Below are 16,894 nucleotides of genomic sequence, written 5' to 3'. Positions count from 1 at the left end.
CGGCCGTTCTCGAAAGCTGCCGCATGCAGGAGCCCCGATGTCCGAGCTCAACGACACCGCCTTCGACCAGCTGTTCCGCCAGGCACGCACCTACAACGCGTTCTCCGGCGACGTCGACGACGACACGATCCGGCGCCTGTACGACCTGCTCAAGTGGGGGCCGACCACGGGCAACAGCTGCCCGGCACGGTTCGTGTTCGTGAAGTCGGCCGAGGCGAAGAAGAAGCTCGAGCCGGCGCTCGACGAGGGCAACCTGAAGAAGACGATGGCGGCGCCCTGCGTGGTGATCGTCGCCTACGACATGGCCTTCTTCGAGAAGATGCCGGTGCTGTTCCCGCACACCGATGCCAAGAGCTGGTTCGACACCAAGCCCGATGCCGAGCTCGAGCGCATCTGCCTGCGCAACGGCAGCCTGCAGGGCGCGTACCTGATCCTGGCCGCGCGTGCGCTGGGCCTGGACTGCGGGCCGATGTCCGGCTTCGACAACGCCAAGGTGGATGCGGCGTTCTTCGCCGGCACCCGCTGGAAGTCGAACTTCCTGGTCAACCTGGGCAAGGGCGATCCGAAGAGCATCTTCGCGCGCTCGCCGCGCCTGTCGTTCGAGGAGGCGTGCCGGATCGACTGACGCGCGCGGCGCACCGGTCCGGACGAACGGGAGACACCAATGCGGATCCTCAGGCCTGCCGGCGAACGCGGCCACGCCCGGGCCGGCTGGCTGGACAGCCGGCACACGTTCTCCTTCGGCCATTACCACGACCCGGCATGGATGGGGTTCGGTGCGCTGCGCGTCATCAACGAGGACCGCGTCGCGCCCGGCGCCGGCTTCCCCACGCACGGCCACGCGAACATGGAGATCCTCAGCTACGTGCTGGAGGGCGCGCTGGCGCACCGCGACAGCCATGGCGGCGAGGGCGTCCTGCGTCCGGGCGAGCTGCAGTGGATGAGCGCCGGCCACGGCATCGAGCACAGCGAGTTCAACGCATCCGGCGACGCGCCGGTGCACTTCCTCCAGGTCTGGATCCAGCCCGACCGCGTCAACGCCGCGCCCGCCTACGACCAGCGCGCGTTCGACCCGGCGGACCGGCGGGGCCGGTGGGCCACGCTCGCGTCGCCCGACGGGCATGACGGCGGCCTGGCGATCCGGCAAAGGGCCTGGCTGCGCGGCAGCCTGCTGGGCGAAGGCGAGTCCGTCGCCCGGGACCTGGACCCGGCGCGCCGCTACTGGCTGCACGTGGCCCGCGGCGCCGCGACGGTGTCGATCGACGGTGCGTCGATGCCGCTCTCGGCGGGCGATGCGATCGGACTGGCCGGCGAGGCGGGCAGCCTCGTGGCCACCGGCGCGCGCGGCGGCGCGCCGGCCGACCTGCTCCTGTTCGACCTGCCCGGCTGAGGCCCGCCGGGCGCCCGCGCGGTAGACTTGCGCGCCCCAGCCCACGCGTCGCCGCCATGCCCGCCAGCCCCGACACGCCCACGCCGACCCAAGCCAACGCCGCCCAGCGCTACGAGGTCCGCCGCGACGCGCTGCCGCTGAGCTGCCCGCTGCCGTCGATGGCGCTGTGGAACTCGCATCCGCGGGTGTACCTGCCGATCGAGGCCACCGGCGAGGCCGACTGCCCCTACTGCGGCGCGCATTTCGTCCTCGTCGACTGATGGTGGTGCCCACCGGCGCGCGCCGGCGACGCCGGACGGTCGTTCCCCGCAGGGGTGGCCGGTGCGACCGCTGACGGTCGTCCAGCTGCTGCCCGCGCTCGAGGCCGGCGGCGTCGAGCGCTCGACGCTCGAGGTCGCCGCCGCACTCGTGCGGGCGGGCCATCGGGCGATCGTGGTGTCGGCAGGCGGGCGCATGCAGGCGGCGTTGGAGGCGACGGGCGCCACGCACGTCACGCTCGACATCGGGCGGAAGTCGCCCTTCGTGCTGCGCCATGTCGGGGCGCTGCGCCGACTGTTCGCGGCCACCGGCGCGGACATCGTGCATGCGCGGTCGCGTCTGCCGGCCTGGCTGGGGTGGTGGGCGGTTCGCGGGATGCCGGCCGGCCGCCGGCCGCGCTTCGTGACCACGGTGCACGGCCTGAACTCGCCCTCCCGCTACAGCGGGATCATGGCGCGGGGCGAACGCGTGGTGTGCGTGTCGGGCACCGTCCGCGACCACGTGCTTCGCCACTATCCGGCCACGGATCCGGCGCGGCTGCGCGTCATCGAGCGCGGCATCGATCCGGCCGGCTTCCCGCGCGCCCCGATGCCCGACCCGGCCGCGCGCGCGGCCGTCGCGGCCGCGCATCCCGCGCTTTCGGGCGACGGCCCGGTGCTGCTGATGCCCGGACGCGGCACCCGCCTGAAGGGCCATGCCGACGCGATCGACCTGCTCGCCACGCTCAGGCGCGGAGGCCTGGATGCCCGGCTGTGGCTGTGCGGCGCCGACGACCCCGCGCGGGCGCGCTACGTGGAGGAGCTGCGTGCACAGGCCACTGCCACGGCGGTCGACGATGCGCTGGCGATCACCCCGCCGACCGACGCGATGCCGCGTGCCTACGCCGCCAGCGACCTGGTGCTGCAACTCTCGCGCAAGCCCGAGGCGTTCGGCCGCACCGTGCTCGAGGCGCTCGCGTGCGGGCGACCCGTGATCGGCTGGGCGCATGGCGGCGTCGGCGAACTGCTGGCCCGCTGGCAGCCCTCCGGCGCGGTCGCGCCATTCGACGTCGAGGCCCTGGCGGCGCGCGCGCGCGCGTTGCTGGCCGGGCCGCCCGCGCCGGTTACGATGCCCGACGGATTGCGGGCCATGCAGGACGCCACGCTCGCGCTGTACATGGACCTGTCGAAGGACCGCGATGACTGACCGTTCCCCCGCCGCGACGGACGCGTTGCCCGCCGGACCCGTGGTCGGCTGGCGCTGGGCGCCGGCCTGGATCCTCGCGTTCGTGGCGCTGTGGCCCGCGCCGGGCTACGCCGAGGGTGTCCTGGTGCTGGGCGCCCTCGCCGCGCTGGTCCGGCTGGCGGCCTCGCGCTTCCGCGGCGGCATGCAGCTGCTCGGCCACCAGGCCTGGGCGCTGACCAGCGTGCTGTTCTTCGCCTACTGGCTCCCTGAACTGGTCTCGGCGTTCGACGCGGTGGACCCCGCGCGTGGCCTGCGCGAGGCGGCGGTCGATCTGCGCTATCTCCCGTTCCTCTGGCTCGTGGCATCGGCCGTGGCCAACGAACGCGGCCGGCGGACCACCTTCGACGGCCTCGCGGTCATCGTGGCGGTGTGGACGCTCGATGCGCTCGTGCAGGCGGGCACCGGCACCAGCCCGCTGTTCGCCGGGATCGATGCCGCCAAGCAGGCGATCAGCGGGCGGCCGATGTGCAGCGCCGAGGACGTCGCGACCGTGGATCGGCTCGGCGGGATCCTGGGGCCGTGCAACCTGAAGCTGGGCATCGTCCTGGCGAGCCTGTCGCCCTTCGCGCTGTATGCGGCGGGCAGGCGCTACGGGACCCCGGGATGGGTCGTGGCGGCACTGGCGCTGGGCGTCGTCATCCTGCTGGCGGGGGCACGCGCGGCCTGGCTGACGTTCGGGCTCGCGCTGCTGCTGTCGGGCTGGACGCTGCTGGGCTGGCGCCGGCTGGCCGCGGTCTTCGTCTTCGGCGCGGTGGCGCTGGGCGTGCTCTCGGTGACGTCGCCACAGTTGCGCGAGCGCGTTGAACGCACGGCGCTGGTGCTAGCGGACGATCCGGAAGGCGTCGACGTCGCGCTCTCCGGCCGCGCGCGGATCTGGTCCGCCGCGTGGTGCATGACGCGCGCGCATCCGGTGAACGGCGTCGGGGCGCGGGGCTTCCGCGAGGCGTTCGACGCCTGCGATCCCGATCCCGCGACCACCCCCGCCTGGGGCGAAGGGCCCGCGTTGCATGCGCACCAGGTCGTGCTCGAGGTGCTGAGCGAAACCGGCCTGTTCGGACTCGTCCTGTGGCTCGCCGGCGCGGCGCTGGCATGGCGCGCCTGGCGCTATGCGGACGACGCGGCGCGCCGTCGCGCGCGGCCCGCGATGCTCGCCCTCGCCATCACGGTGTTCCCGCTCAACACGCACCTGGCCTTCTATTCCACCTTCTGGGGCGGACTCACCCTGCTGCTTGCCGCGCTGTACGCCGGCAGCCTGCTGGCGGGGCCCAGGCCGGCACCGCGGGACGCGACGGCTCAGTCGTAGACCGATGCGCCATCCGGGCGGCGCTTGAAGCGCCGGTGGATCCACAGGTACTGGGCCGGTGCCTCGCGCGCCATCGCCTCGATCGCCGCCATGACCCGCGCGGTGTCGGCTTCCGCGTCGTCCGACGGGAAGCCGTCGAACGGCGGCGACAGCCGCAGGGTGTAGCCGCCGTCGGGGCGGCGGAAGTGGGTGAACGCGAGCACCGCGGCGCCCGACATCCGCGCCAGCTGGTGCGTCGACGTCAGGCTGTGCGCGGGCTGGCCGAAGAACGGCACGTAGACGCTGTCGCCGCGGCTCGGGTCCTGGTCGGGCGCGTACCAGAGCAGGCCGCCCTGGCGCAGGTGCTTCACCGCGGGCCGCAGTTCGCGCTTGGCGAACATGGCCACCGCGTAACGCAACCGGCCGCGCTTCACCGCCCATTCCATCGCGGGCGACGCATGCGGCCGGTACATCCCCGCGAGGGGCACGCCCCGTTCGCACAGCATCCGGCCGCAGGATTCCAGCGTGGTGAAGTGGCCGGACACCACGATCACGCCGCGCCCGCCGGCGCGCGCCGCCTCCAGGTGATCGAGTCCTTCGACCCGCAGGCCGCGATGGAGCGGGGCCACCGATCCCCACCAGGCGCGGGCGAACTCGAACACGCCGGTGCCGAGCGCCGCGAAGTGCTCGCGCAGCAGGTGCTCGCGCGCGGGCGCGGGAAGCGCGTCGAAGCACAGTTCGAGGTTGCGCCGCGCGATTTCGCGCCGGCGGGGCAGGAGCACGCGCAGCAGCACGCCGAGCCCGCGCCCGAGCGCGCGCTGCAGCGGCCAGGGAAGCCGCGCGAGCAGCGCCATCGCGCCGATCCCGGCCCAGGCGGGCCAGTGCCGGGGCGCGCGCGGCGGCGTCGGGGGAAGGTCGGGCATGCCCGGGATTCTAAGTGCCGGCGGACGGGCGCATCGCATCGGGCGCGTCCCGTATCCTTGCGCGATGCGAGGGGACCCGATCGAACGCCTGCTGCGCGCCGCGTATTCGGCCGCGCTCTACCTGCTGGCGCCGGTCACGGTCTACCACCTGATCTGGCGCGGCTTCCGCCACCCCGAATACCTGCACCGCTGGAGCGAACGGTACGCGGTCTACGACGGGCCGCCGCGCGGCGGGACCGTGTGGCTGCACGCGGTGTCCGTCGGCGAGGTCGCGGCCGCGGCGCCGGTGGTCGACGCGCTGCGACGCGAACGGCCGGACCTGCGCCTGCTGGTCACCACGATCACGCCGACCGGGTCCGCGCGCGTGCGCGCGCTCTGGGGCGACGGCGTGGACCACGTGTACCTGCCCTACGACCTGCCCGGCGCCGTGTCGCGCTTCCTGCGCCACTTCCGGCCTTCGGTGGCCCTGATCATGGAAACGGAGCTGTGGCCGAACCTGCTGTTCGGCTGCCGGGACCATGGCGTGCCGGTGTTCGTGCTCAATGCGCGCCTGTCCGCGAGGTCGCTGCGCGGCTACCAGGTCCTCGCGCCGCTGGTGTCGCGCGCGTTGCGCACCGTCGCGCACGTCGCGGCGCAGTCGCATGCCGACGCGGTCCGGTTCGTGCGGCTGGGCGCGCCCAGGAACCGGGTGAGCGAGGCCGGCAACCTCAAGTACGACGTGGGACCGGCCAGCGGTGCGGGCGATGTCGGGCCGGAGTTCCGCCAGTGCGCGGGTGGTCGGCCCTGCTGGGTCGCGGCGAGCACGCACGAGGGCGAGGAGGACGCGGTGGTCGCACTGCATGCGCGCCTCCGCGCACGCCACCCGGGCCTGCTGCTGGTCTGGGCGCCGCGCCACCCGGAGCGCTTCCGCGCGGCCGCCCAGCGCGCGGTCGCCGAAGGCTGGCGGACCGCGACGCGGCGGCTCACCCACTGGCCCGACACCTCCGACGAGGTCTTCGTGCTCGACACCCTCGGCGAGCTGGCCGCGTTCTACGCCTGCGGCGACGTCGCCTTCGTCGGCGGCAGCCTGCAGCCGGTGGGCGGGCACAACCTGCTGGAACCCGCCGCGACCGGGACGCCGGTGGTCACCGGCCCGCACCTGCACAACTTCGCCGACATCGCCCGCCACATGCGCGAGGCCGGGGCGTTGCGGGTGGGCGATGACGTGGCGGGCGTGGGCGATGCGCTCGAGGCCCTGCTGGCCGACCGCGCCGCGCGGGACGCGATGGCGGACGCCGGGCGGCGGATGGTCGCGCAGGGCCGGGGCGCGCTGGCGCGCACGCTGGAACTGGTCCTGCCGGAGCTGCCCCCGGCCCCGGGGTGACCGGGGCGCGGGCGGAAGTCGCGTCGCGCGGACTCAGTCGACGGACGGGTCGACGAGCTGCGCGTCGGCGTCGACGGTCAGCAGCCGGTTCACCTCGGCCAGGTCGTCGAAGTCCAGCGTGCCGGCGGCCCGCTCGAGCAGCAGCCGGTTCTGCAGGAAGTTGTAGCGGGCGAGCGCGTACTGCCGCTGCGCGTCGAACAGCGTCTGCTGGTTGAGCAGCACGTCCAGCACCGTGCGCGTGCCGACCTCGAAGCCGACCTGCGAGGCGTCGTACGCGCTCTGTGCCGAGACCAGCGCCAGGCGGCGCGCCTCGACCTCGCTCACGCCCGCGACCAGCGTCTGCCACGCGTTGCGCGTGTTGCGCTCGATGGCGCGGCGCTGCTGCTCGTACTGGTCGGCGCGCACGTCGCGCAGGGCGACCGCCTGCCGGACCTGCGAGCCGATCGCGCCGCCGCGGAAGATCGGCACCTCGACGGTCACGCCGACGCTGCGGGCGCGGGACTCGTTCTCGAAGTCGGTGGTGCCGCCGTTGATGTTGTCGGTCGAGGAACCGTCGCTGTGGCTGTCGCCGTAGTTGCCGCCGAAGTACACGGTCGGCCAGCGCGCCGCGCGCGCGGTCTTCACGTCCGCCCGCGCGGACTCGACCTCGAACGCCCGCGCCTGCAGCGTCGGATTGCTGTCGAGCGCTGTGGCCACCCAGGCGTCCGCGTCGCCACCCGACGGGAGCGTCGGCTGGAAGTCGGCGGGCAGGCCCTTGAGGTCGTCGACCGGGACGCCGGTGATCTCGGCCAGCGCCTGGTAGGCATCGGCGAGCGCGGCGCGGGTCACGATCACGTTGGCGCGGGCGGCCTCGTACTGCGCGCGGGCCTCGTGCACGTCGGTGATCGGCGCCAGGCCGACCTCGAGGCGCTTGTCGGCGAAGTCCAGCTGCTTGCGCAGCGCGGCCTCCTGCGCCTCCGCGGCGGCCAGCGTCTCGATCGCGACCAGCACGTTGAAGTAGGCGGCCGACGTGCGCGTCATCAGGTCGTCGCCGGCGGCCTCGACGGTGAAGTCGGCGGCGCGCGACAGCGCCCGCTGGCTTTCCAGGCGGGTGAACGCCGCCCGATCGAAGATCATCTGGCTGAGGTTGAGGCCGATCTCGCGGCTGGTCGTCTCGTTCGTCGTGTCGTTCGGCGGGAACGCCGTGCCGCCGAACACCTGCGTGCCCTCGCTGTCGGTGCGGCTGCGGCCGATCGAGCCGCTCGCCCCCAGCTGCGGCAGCATCGCGGCGCGCGCCTGCACCGCCCCCTCGCGGGTCGCCAGGCGCTGCGACTCGACGGACGAGAACACCGGGTCGCCGGCGCGCGCCAGTTCCCAGGTCTGCAGCAGGTCCTCGGCCGAGGCGGTGGCCGGCAGCAGGACGAAGGCGAGGGCGGTGGCAAGTCGGCGGGGGCTCATGCGGCTTCCTTGGTCTCGAAGGGGCCCGCGCCGTCCGGCGCGGCGGGTCAGAGGCGGAATTCGGGCGCCGGCGCGCAGCCGGCGAGGTAGTCGAGCTCGGTTTCGAACAGCGATTGCACGCGGGGTTCGCCGCCGGCGGCACGCACCAGCACGGCCTCCATCGCCGGCGCGCGGCCGCGCACGACGAACAGCCGTCCGCCCGGGCGCAGCCAGCGCAGGAAGCGCGGCGGCAGGACGTCCACGGCGCCGGTCACGCAGACCGCGTCGAAGCGGCGGTCGGTCTCCCAGAGCAGGGCATCGGCCTCCAGGACCTGGATGTTGTCGCCCACGCGATGCGCGTCCAACCGCGCACGCGCCGCGTCCGCGAGGTCGGCGTGGCGCTCGAGCGACACCACCTCGCGCGCGAGGCGGCCCAGGCAGGCGGTCGCGAATCCGCTGCCGGTCCCGACCTCGAGCACGTCCTCGTCCGGGTCGAGCGCCAGCGCCTGCAGCATCCGGCCCTCGACCACGGGCTTCATCATGTGTTCGCCGTGACCGATGGGCAGCGCGATGTCGGCGTACGCCAGCGCGCGGTGCGCGTCGGGCGCGAAGGCCTCGCGCGGCAGGGTCGCCAGGACATCGAGCACGCGGGCATCGAGCACGTCCCAGGGGCGGACCTGCTGCTCGACCATCAACTCGCGGGCCTTGGCGTAATCCAGGGTCATCGTGGGGGCATCCGGCACGGGGAACCGCGCATTCTAGCCGGCGGCAGGGCGCGGCGCGGGCACAGGATCGCCGCCGCGCGGCGGCCGGCCCGAGTGCCGGAAGTCACCGGGCCGAGCGTCACGTCGCACGCGGCGCCCGCTTGCGCGCGGCGCTGGCCGGGACACTGCCGGTGGTGCCGTAGGCGCGCAGGAACATGTCGACCGAGGCCTCGACGTGTGCGCGGGCGACGGCCGCGGAGGCCGTGCGCTCGCAGCAGCCGAACACCATCCGCGCATGCGGCTCGCCCTTGAGCAGGACGAAGAACTGCGACGCGGCGCGCGCCACGTCGTCGGGCCCGTCGCCGATGCGCAGCTCGCCGGCGTCGATCCGGCGTTGCAGGAGCTGGGCGAACTGGTCGTGCACGCGCTGGGGGCCGGCCTCCCAGAAGAGCTTCGAGAGGGCGGTCCCGGCGAGCTGCGGGGTGCACAGCATGCGGTGGCCGGCGACGGCCTCGGGGCTGGACACCATGGAGTAGAAGGCGCGCGCGATGCCCAGGAGGCGCTCCCGAAGCGGCATGCCGGGCTGCGGGTCGAAGAGCGAGGGCGGCAGCTGGGAGGTGCAATGCGCCTCCACCGCGGCGGCGAACAGCGCCTCCTTGTCGCCGAAGTGGCTGTAGACGGTGAGCTTGGACACGCCGGCCTCGGCGGCGATCTGGTCCATGCTCGTCGCCTCGAACCCCTGCGTGGTGAAGATCCGCTTCGCGGCCTCCAGGATGGCGGCCCGCTTGCCCAGGTCCTTGGGCCGGCCGGGGCCGGCCGCCGGCTTGCGGGTGCGGGCGGAGGTGCTTGATTTGGGGGCTGGGGACGACATCGCGATGAATACTAGACCAGGCGGTTCGATATTTATACTATACCGCCCGGTTCATTAATCGACGGTAGCCATGGCCGCCCCGCGACGCGAGATCGACCGCTCCGACCGTGCCCGCCGGGCGCGCCTGCCATGGGCCGCGCTGGCCTCGGTGCTGCTCCTGTCGGCATGCGCCGGGGAGCAGGCGAGCGAAGCGGCGCCGAGGCCGGTGCTGGCCGAGCGCGTCGGCGGCGAAGCCGCCGGGTCGCACGGCAGGCAGTTCCCCGGCGAAGTGCGGGCGCGCGTCGAGCAGCCGCTCGCGTTCCAGGTCGGCGGGCGCGTCGCGCGGCGCCTGGTCGACGTCGGCGACCGCGTCGCGCGTGGCCAGGTGCTCGCGGAACTCGAATCGCAGGACCTCGACCTGCAGGCGGGCGCGGTACGCGCCCAGCTCGCCGCGGCGCAGGCGGAGGCGCAACGCGCGTCCGCCGAGCGCCGCCGGCTCGAGGCGTTGGGTGACGAGCAGCTGGTGAGCCGGTCGACCGTGGATGCGGCCATCGCCGCGGACCGCGCGGCAGCCGGGCAGGTGCGCGCGCTGCAGGCGCAGCTCGGCGTGGCGGGCAACCAGGCGGGCTACGCGACGCTGCGCGCGCCGGACGACGGCGTGGTGGCGATGCGCCAGATCGAGGCAGGCCAGGTCGTCGCCCCGGGACAGGTGGCGTTCGTGCTGGCCGTCGATTCCGCGCTCGAGGCGGCGATCGCGCTGCCGGAATCGGACATCCACGCGTATTCGGTCGGCCAGCCGGTCCAGGTGGAGGGATGGGGCGCGCCCGGCCGCCGCTTCGACGGCCGCATCCGCGAGATCGCGCCCGCGGCCGACCCGGCCACGCGCACCTACGCGGCCCGCGTCGCGCTCCCCGACACGGCGAACGACGCGCTCTCGCTCGGGCAGAGCGTGCGGGTGTTCGCGGCCGGCAGCGACGGCGACGCGCCCACCGTCCCGCTCGCGGCGGTCCAGCAGGGCGAGGGCGACGCCACCGCGGTCTGGGTCGTCGACCCGGGCACGCGCCGCCTGGCGCTGCGTGCGGTCCGCCTCGGGGCGTGGGGCGAGACCCGCGTCCCGGTGCTCGAAGGCCTGTCCCGCGGCGACATCGTCGTCGCGGCGGGAGGGCACCTGTTGCGCGCGGACCAGGCGGTCGTGCCCGTCGACCGCGACAACAAGCCCTTGCTGGCGACGCCAGCGGCATCCCGCGCGGAGGATGCCGAGTGACCGGCCTCGGCCATGCCGCCGCCACCCGCGCCGCCGCCGCGCGGAGGCGCTGACGGCATGCGCTTCAACCTCTCGGAGTGGGCCCTGCGCAACCGCGGGCTGGTGCTGTACGCGATGGTCGTGCTGGCGATCGTCGGCGCGTGGTCCTACCTGCGCCTGGGCCAGTCCGAGGATCCGCCGTTCACGTTCAAGGCGATGGTGGTCCAGACCGCGTGGCCGGGCGCCAGCGCGGAGGAAACCGCGCGCCAGGTCACCGAGCGGATCGAGGCCACGATCATGGAAACCGGGCGCTACGAGTTCGTGCGCGCGTATTCCCGTCCCGGCGAGTCGCAGGTCGTGGTCATGGCGCGCGACGCGATGCCATCCAGTGAGGTCCCTGACCTCTGGTACGACATCCGCAAGAAGATCGGCGACATGCGCCACACGTTGCCGGAGGGCGTCGTGGGGCCGTTCTTCAACGACGAGTTCGGCGACACCTTCGGCAACATCTACGCGCTGACCGGCGACGGCTTCGACTACGCGGTGATGCGCGACTACGCCGAGCGCATCGAACTGGAACTGCAGCGGGTGCCGGGCGTCGGCAAGGTCGAGCTGATCGGGCTGCAGGACGAGAAGGTCTGGATCGAGATCGACAACGCGCGCCTGGCGACGCTCGGCGTGCCGCTGGCGGCCGTGCAGCAGGCGCTGGCGCAGCAGAACGCGGTGGTGCCGGCGGGCTTCTACGAAACGCCCGGAGAGCGCGTGCTCCTGCGCGTGGGCGGGGCGTTCGAAACGGTCGATGACATCGCGGCGTTCCCCGTGCGCGTGGGCGACCGGACCTTCCGCATCGACGACGTCGCGCGCGTCGTGCGCGGCTTCTCCGATCCGCCCGCGCCGCGCATGCGCTTCATGGGCGACGAGGCGATCGGCATCGCCGTGTCGATGGCCGAGGGCGGGGACATCCTCGCGCTGGGCGAAACCCTGCAAGTCGAGTTCACCCGCCTCCAGGACACCCTCCCGGTGGGCATGGCGCTGCGCAAGGTGGCCGACCAGCCCGACGCGGTCCGCGCCTCGGTGGGCGAGTTCGTCAAGGTGCTGGCGGAAGCGGTCGCCATCGTGCTGCTGGTCAGCTTCTTCTCGCTGGGGGTGCGCACGGGGCTGGTCGTCGCGGTGTCGATTCCCCTGGTGCTGGCGATGACCTTCGCGGTGATGCACGGCTTCGACATCGGACTGCACAAGATCTCGCTGGGTGCACTCGTGCTCGCGCTCGGCCTGCTGGTCGACGACGCGATCATCGCCGTGGAGATGATGTCGGTGCGGATGGAACAGGGCGACTCGCGCCTGAAGGCCGCCGCCTACGCTTGGGACACGACCGCGTTCCCCATGCTGACCGGCACCCTGGTCACCGCCGCGGGCTTCCTGCCGATCGCGACCGCCGCGTCGAGCACCGGCGAGTACACGCGGTCCCTGTTCCAGGTCGTCACGATCGCGCTGATGGTGTCGTGGATCGTGGCGGTGCTGTTCACCCCGTGGCTGGGCGACCGCATGCTGCCGGAGCACGGCCACGCCACCGCGCCGCGGCCCGGGAGCCTGGCCGCGCGCTGGCGGACGTGGCGCGAACGGCAGGCAGCGCGCTGGCCGAGGCTCGCGGTCGTCCTTGCGCCACCGGAGGTATCCGATCACGCACACGATCCCTACGGCACGCGTTTCTACCAGTCGTTCCGGCGCGTGCTGTCCGCGTGCCTGCGTCGCCGCTGGCTGGTGATCGGCGCGACGGCCGTGGCGCTGGTGCTGTCCGTGTTCGCGTTCCGCCTGGTGCCCCAGCAGTTCTTCCCGGATTCGACCCGCCCCGAACTGATGATCGACATGGAGCTGGCCGAGGGCAGTTCGCTGCGCGCGACCGATGCGCAGGCCGCGCGGCTCGAAGCGCTGCTGCGCGGTCGCGAGGGCGTCGACAATTACGTCGCCTATGTCGGGACCGGCTCGCCGCGCTTCTACCTCCCCCTCGACCAGCAGTTGCCGGCTGCGAACTTCACCCAGTTCGTGGTGCGGGCGACCGACCTGGACGCGCGCGAGACGGTGCGGACCTGGCTGATCGACGAGATTGCGCCTCGCTTCCCCGAACTGCAGATGCGCGTGACCCGGCTGGAGAACGGGCCGCCGGTGGGCTATCCGATCCAGTTCCGCGTCTCCGGCGAGCACGTCGACCGCGTGCGGGAACTGGCCGAGCGGGTGCAGGAGAAGGTACGTGCGAACCCGCACGTCACCAACGTCAACCTCGACTGGGGCGAACCGAGCAAGGTCGTGCGCCTGCGCGTCGACCAGGCGCGTGCGCGGGCGCTGGGCGTGAGCTCGGCCCAGCTGTCGCAGGTGCTGTCGCGCTCGCTGTCCGGGCTGCAGGTCAGCCAGTTCCGCGACCGCGACGACCTGGTCGGCGTGGTCCTGCGCGGGCCCGGCGAGGCGCGCGGCCGGCTGCAGGACCTGGCGAGCCTGTCGGTGCCGACCGCGTCCGGCGCGTCGGTGCCGCTCTCGCAGGTCGCCACGCTCGAGCAGGGCTTCGAGCACGGCATCGTCTGGCACCGCAACCGCCTGCCGACGGTCACCGTGCGCGCCGACCTGGCGGGCGACCGGCTGCCGGCCGAAGTCACCGCGCAGATCGAACCGACGCTCGACGCGATCCGCGCCGACCTGCCGACCGGCTACCTGCTCGAGACCGGCGGGACGGTGGAGGATTCCGCGCGCGGGCAGGATTCGATCAACGCCGGCATGCCGCTGTTCCTGCTGGTCGTGGTGACCCTGCTGATGCTGCAGCTGCGAAGCTTTCCGCGCGTGCTGCTGGTGCTCCTCACCGCCCCGCTGGGACTGATCGGCGTGGTGCTGTTCCTGCTGGTCTCGCGCACGCCGTTCGGCTTCGTCGCGATGCTGGGGACGATCGCGCTGTCGGGCATGATCATGCGCAACTCGATCATCCTGATCGACCAGATCGAACAGGACATCGCCGCCGGCCACGACCGCTGGACGGCGGTCATCGAAGCGACCGTCCGGCGCTTCCGCCCGATCGTGCTCACCGCGCTCGCCGCGATCCTGGCGATGGTGCCGCTGTCGCGCTCGGTCTTCTTCGGCCCGATGGCGGTCGCGATCATGGGCGGCCTCACCGTGGCGACCGCGTTGACCCTGCTGGTGCTGCCCGCGCTGTACGCGGCGTGGTTCCGGGTCCGGCCGGCTGAGGCCGGCACACCGACGACCACCGATGCAGGCCGGCAGGACCCCGACCCCGCCTGACGGTTTCCCCTTCGCGACCGGGCCGTCCGACGGCACCCTCCCCCCAAAGGCAGCGGGCGGCCCGGTACGCGATCTTCCCCCGTCATCCACGCGCCATTGGCCCGGACGCCCCCGCCTGTGCTGGAATAGCGTCCGAAGCGGGGGTACCGCGGCCGGAAACGGCGCGGTTGAGACAGACCCTTCGAACCTGGGCATCCGTGCCACTGACCGGTTCAGACCGGCGTAGGGAAGCTTCGCGGTCCGCGCCCTGCGCGGCGCGCGCCGCCGCTTCGTCCCGGCTCCGACAGGAGCGCGTGCACAGGACGAACGCCATGAACGCAGTGCCCTCCGACCTCGTCCGCCAGGCCGAACGCCTGTCGGCGGACGTGACCCGTCCGATCGCCGGCTCCCGCAAGGTCCACGTGGACGGCGCCCAGCCGGGCGTGCGCGTCCCGATGCGCGAGATCGCGCTCACGCGCACCCCGACGCTGTTCGGCGGCGAGGACAATCCGCCGCTCACGGTCTACGACACCTCGGGCCCGTACACCGACCCGGATGCGCGCATCGACCTGGCGGCCGGACTGGCCGCGCTGCGCGCCGGCTGGATCGAGGCGCGCGGCGACACCGAGGCGCTCGACGGCGTGACCTCCGAGTTCGGCCGCGCCCGGGAACGCGACGCACGCCTGGACGCCGTGCGCTTCCCGGCGCGCACGCACCCGCGGCGCGCACGCGCCGGCGCCAACGTCACCCAGATGCACTACGCCCGGCGCGGGATCGTCACGCCGGAGATGGAGTTCGTCGCCATCCGCGAGAACCAGCGCCTCGAGCAGGTGCGCGACGCCGGCCTGCTGGCGCAGCACGCCGGCCAGTCCTTCGGCGCATCGCTTCCGTCGCGCATGACGCCGGAGTTCGTGCGCGACGAGATCGCCCGGGGCCGCGCGATCCTGCCGAACAACATCAACCACCCCGAGAGCGAGCCGATGGTCATCGGCCGCAACTTCCTGACCAAGGTCAACGCCAACATCGGCAACAGCGCCGTGTCCTCGGGCATCGCCGAGGAGGTCGAGAAGCTGGTGTGGGCGATCCGCTGGGGCGCGGACACGGTCATGGACCTGTCGACCGGCAAGCACATCCACGAGACGCGCGAGTGGATCATCCGCAACAGCCCGGTGCCGATCGGCACGGTGCCGATCTACCAGGCGCTGGAGAAGGTCGACGGCCGCGCCGAGGAGCTGACCTGGGAGATCTTCGGGGACACGCTCGTGGAGCAGGCCGAGCAGGGGGTGGACTACTTCACCATCCACGCCGGCGTCCTGTTGCGCTACGTGCCTCTGACCGCGAAGCGCGTCACCGGCATCGTCAGCCGTGGCGGGTCGATCCTGGCCAAGTGGTGCCTGGCGCACCATCGCGAGAACTTCCTCTACACGCACTTCGAGGAGATCTGCGAGATCATGAAGGCGTACGACGTCGCCTTCTCGCTGGGCGACGGCCTGCGCCCGGGCTGCATCGCCGACGCCAACGACGCCGCGCAGTTCGGCGAGCTCGAGACCCTGGGCGAGTTGACGAAGATCGCCTGGAAGCACGATGTCCAGACCATGATCGAGGGCCCCGGCCACGTGCCGATGCAACTGATCAAGGAGAACATGGACAAGCAGCTGGCCGAGTGCGGCGAGGCGCCGTTCTACACCCTCGGCCCGCTGACCACCGACATCGCGCCGGGCTACGACCACATCACCAGCGCGATCGGCGCGGCGATGATCGGCTGGTACGGCACCGCGATGCTCTGCTACGTGACCCCGAAGGAGCACCTCGGCCTGCCGAACCGCGAGGACGTGCGCGAGGGCCTGATGGCCTACCGCATCGCCGCGCACGCGGCGGACCTGGCCAAGGGCCATCCCGGCGCGCAGGTGCGCGACAACGCGCTGTCGAAGGCGCGCTTCGAGTTCCGCTGGGAGGATCAGTTCCACCTCGGCCTCGACCCGGAGAAGGCGAAGTCCTTCCACGACGAGACCCTGCCCAAGGATGCGCACAAGCTGGCGCACTTCTGCTCGATGTGCGGCCCGCACTTCTGCTCCATGAAGATCACGCAGGACGTGCGCGACTACGCCGCCGAGCACGGGGTGGACGACGCGGCCGCGCTGGAGGCGGGCATGGCCGACAAGGCGGCGGAGTTCCGCGGGCAGGGGGCCGAGGTGTACAAACCGCTCTGATCCCCGACGGAAGGCAGGCCCGGATGGACACCCCGGACGAACGACGCGGTGCCCTGGTGCGCGGCTACGCCTGGCTGCAGCGGCACCCGTCGGCGATCCTGCTGGCAGTGCAGCTGCTGGGGGTGCTGCTCTACCCGCTGATGGTCGAGTTCGCGGTGGGCCGGGCGCTGTTCGGCGCGTTCGGGGTGCTCGTGGTCGTGCTCGCGGTCTGGGTGACCAGCCGCAACCCGGGCATCAAATGGGTGGGATGGATCCTGGCGGTCCCGGCGATCGTGCTGTCGCTGGCCTCGCCGCTGTGGGGGCAGGACGGCTGGCAGGCGGCCGGCTACGTATTCGAGGCCGCCCTGTACCTGTACGCGGCGGGCACCATCACCGCCTACATGCTGGGTGATTCCCGTATCACCACCGACGACCTGTTCGCCATCGGCGCGACCTTCACCCTGCTCGCGTGGGCGTTCGCCTATGCGTACGCGGCCTGCCAGCTGCTCGTCCCCGGAAGCTTCCTCGGCACCGGCGACCTCGAGTCGCCGCGCAGCTGGATCGAACTGCTGTTCCTGAGCTTCAGCACGCTGTCGAGCACGGGGCTCAGCGACATCGTCCCGGTGCAACCCATGGCGCGGGCGCTGATGATGCTGGAGATGTTCGCGGGGGTGATGTACATCGCGCTGGTGGTGGCGCGGATGGTAGGGCTGGTCGCCGCCCGCGGCGTCAGCCACGCGGACTGACCCGGGGCCGCCGGAACCCGCGCGGTATCATCTCGGGCCCGCATC

General features: G+C 72.9%; 14 protein-coding genes. 10 read left to right on the top strand and 4 right to left on the bottom strand.

Translation table 11 applies throughout. From position 1 onward, the window contains the following. Positions 1-37 precede the first annotated feature (37 nt). The 5 genes from ACYU7H_RS09040 (at position 38) to ACYU7H_RS09020 (ending at position 4,175) form a co-directional block, all read left to right on the top strand. The gene (locus ACYU7H_RS09040; protein WP_460814075.1) at positions 38-625 is read left to right on the top strand and encodes a malonic semialdehyde reductase; all 588 of its coding nucleotides are present in this window, start codon (positions 38-40) and stop codon (positions 623-625) included. Positions 626-664: 39 nt separating this feature from the next. Next, positions 665-1,390 (top strand): pirin family protein, encoded by a 726-nt coding sequence (locus ACYU7H_RS09035; protein WP_460814073.1) that lies wholly within the window; start codon positions 665-667, stop codon positions 1,388-1,390. A 56-nt stretch (positions 1,391-1,446) separates the two neighbouring features. Further along, positions 1,447-1,650 carry a zinc-finger domain-containing protein gene (locus ACYU7H_RS09030; protein WP_460814071.1) on the top strand — a complete coding sequence of 68 codons (204 nt, stop codon included), beginning with the start codon at positions 1,447-1,449 and terminating at the stop codon, positions 1,648-1,650. A gap of 61 nt (positions 1,651-1,711) precedes the next feature. Continuing rightward, complete coding sequence (locus ACYU7H_RS09025) at positions 1,712-2,833, top strand: glycosyltransferase family 4 protein (protein WP_460814069.1); 1,122 nt, start codon at positions 1,712-1,714, stop codon at positions 2,831-2,833. Further along, on the top strand, positions 2,826-4,175 hold the full coding sequence (locus ACYU7H_RS09020; protein ID WP_460814067.1) for an O-antigen ligase family protein: 1,350 nt from the start codon (positions 2,826-2,828) through the stop codon (positions 4,173-4,175). The genes ACYU7H_RS09025 and ACYU7H_RS09020 overlap by 8 nt, the downstream gene beginning before the upstream one ends. Here the strand turns inward: ACYU7H_RS09020 and lpxL are convergent. Further along, positions 4,166-5,077, bottom strand: a complete 912-nt coding sequence (gene lpxL, locus ACYU7H_RS09015; RefSeq protein WP_460814065.1) for an LpxL/LpxP family Kdo(2)-lipid IV(A) lauroyl/palmitoleoyl acyltransferase — start codon at positions 5,075-5,077, stop codon at positions 4,166-4,168. The two genes, ACYU7H_RS09020 and lpxL, sit on opposite strands and share 10 nt — an antisense overlap. 64 nt (positions 5,078-5,141) lie before the next feature. Here lpxL and waaA point away from each other — a divergent pair, with 64 nt between their 5' ends. Beyond that, positions 5,142-6,440, top strand: a complete 1,299-nt coding sequence (gene waaA / locus ACYU7H_RS09010) for a lipid IV(A) 3-deoxy-D-manno-octulosonic acid transferase (RefSeq protein ID WP_460814064.1) — start codon at positions 5,142-5,144, stop codon at positions 6,438-6,440. 33 nt (positions 6,441-6,473) lie between these two features. Here waaA and ACYU7H_RS09005 read toward each other — a convergent pair whose 3' ends face one another. The 3 genes from ACYU7H_RS09005 to ACYU7H_RS08995 form a co-directional block, all read right to left on the bottom strand. Continuing rightward, on the bottom strand, positions 6,474-7,877 hold the full coding sequence (locus tag ACYU7H_RS09005; protein ID WP_460814062.1) for a TolC family outer membrane protein: 1,404 nt from the start codon (positions 7,875-7,877) through the stop codon (positions 6,474-6,476). A gap of 47 nt (positions 7,878-7,924) precedes the next feature. Then, positions 7,925-8,581, bottom strand: a complete 657-nt coding sequence (locus ACYU7H_RS09000) for a protein-L-isoaspartate O-methyltransferase family protein (protein WP_460814061.1) — start codon at positions 8,579-8,581, stop codon at positions 7,925-7,927. Positions 8,582-8,699: 118 nt separating this feature from the next. Beyond that, positions 8,700-9,431: a TetR/AcrR family transcriptional regulator gene (locus ACYU7H_RS08995; protein WP_460814059.1), complete on the bottom strand. Its 732-nt coding sequence runs from the start codon at positions 9,429-9,431 to the stop codon at positions 8,700-8,702. Between the two features lie 70 nt (positions 9,432-9,501). On the opposite strand from ACYU7H_RS08995, the gene ACYU7H_RS08990 reads away from it, so the two are divergent. The 4 genes from ACYU7H_RS08990 (at position 9,502) to ACYU7H_RS08975 (ending at position 16,849) form a co-directional block, all read left to right on the top strand. Further along, positions 9,502-10,674 (top strand): efflux RND transporter periplasmic adaptor subunit, encoded by a 1,173-nt coding sequence (locus ACYU7H_RS08990; protein ID WP_460814058.1) that lies wholly within the window; start codon positions 9,502-9,504, stop codon positions 10,672-10,674. A 57-nt stretch (positions 10,675-10,731) separates the two neighbouring features. Continuing rightward, positions 10,732-13,935 carry an efflux RND transporter permease subunit gene (locus tag ACYU7H_RS08985; RefSeq protein ID WP_460814057.1) on the top strand — a complete coding sequence of 1,068 codons (3,204 nt, stop codon included), beginning with the start codon at positions 10,732-10,734 and terminating at the stop codon, positions 13,933-13,935. A 311-nt stretch (positions 13,936-14,246) separates the two neighbouring features. Beyond that, positions 14,247-16,124 carry a phosphomethylpyrimidine synthase ThiC gene (thiC, locus tag ACYU7H_RS08980; RefSeq protein ID WP_460814055.1) on the top strand — a complete coding sequence of 626 codons (1,878 nt, stop codon included), beginning with the start codon at positions 14,247-14,249 and terminating at the stop codon, positions 16,122-16,124. Between the two features lie 23 nt (positions 16,125-16,147). Next, the gene (locus ACYU7H_RS08975) at positions 16,148-16,849 is read left to right on the top strand and encodes an ion channel (protein ID WP_460814054.1); all 702 of its coding nucleotides are present in this window, start codon (positions 16,148-16,150) and stop codon (positions 16,847-16,849) included. The last annotated feature ends 45 nt before the right edge of the window (positions 16,850-16,894 follow it).

This window comes from Luteimonas pelagia, from assembly GCF_054776035.1.
This window is presented reverse-complemented; position numbering and strand designations above follow the sequence as displayed.

Coding starts and splice junctions, on each gene's coding strand:
- ACYU7H_RS09040 (WP_460814075.1), top strand. CDS start 38: ATGTCCGAGCTCAACGACACCGCCTTCGACCAGCTGTTCCGCCAGGCA.
- ACYU7H_RS09035 (WP_460814073.1), top strand. CDS start 665: ATGCGGATCCTCAGGCCTGCCGGCGAACGCGGCCACGCCCGGGCCGGC.
- ACYU7H_RS09030 (WP_460814071.1), top strand. CDS start 1,447: ATGCCCGCCAGCCCCGACACGCCCACGCCGACCCAAGCCAACGCCGCC.
- ACYU7H_RS09020 (WP_460814067.1), top strand. CDS start 2,826: ATGACTGACCGTTCCCCCGCCGCGACGGACGCGTTGCCCGCCGGACCC.
- lpxL (WP_460814065.1), bottom strand. CDS start 5,077: ATGCCCGACCTTCCCCCGACGCCGCCGCGCGCGCCCCGGCACTGGCCC.
- waaA (WP_460814064.1), top strand. CDS start 5,142: ATGCGAGGGGACCCGATCGAACGCCTGCTGCGCGCCGCGTATTCGGCC.
- ACYU7H_RS09005 (WP_460814062.1), bottom strand. CDS start 7,877: ATGAGCCCCCGCCGACTTGCCACCGCCCTCGCCTTCGTCCTGCTGCCG.
- ACYU7H_RS09000 (WP_460814061.1), bottom strand. CDS start 8,581: ATGACCCTGGATTACGCCAAGGCCCGCGAGTTGATGGTCGAGCAGCAG.
- ACYU7H_RS08995 (WP_460814059.1), bottom strand. CDS start 9,431: ATGTCGTCCCCAGCCCCCAAATCAAGCACCTCCGCCCGCACCCGCAAG.
- ACYU7H_RS08990 (WP_460814058.1), top strand. CDS start 9,502: ATGGCCGCCCCGCGACGCGAGATCGACCGCTCCGACCGTGCCCGCCGG.
- ACYU7H_RS08985 (WP_460814057.1), top strand. CDS start 10,732: ATGCGCTTCAACCTCTCGGAGTGGGCCCTGCGCAACCGCGGGCTGGTG.
- thiC (WP_460814055.1), top strand. CDS start 14,247: ATGAACGCAGTGCCCTCCGACCTCGTCCGCCAGGCCGAACGCCTGTCG.
- ACYU7H_RS08975 (WP_460814054.1), top strand. CDS start 16,148: ATGGACACCCCGGACGAACGACGCGGTGCCCTGGTGCGCGGCTACGCC.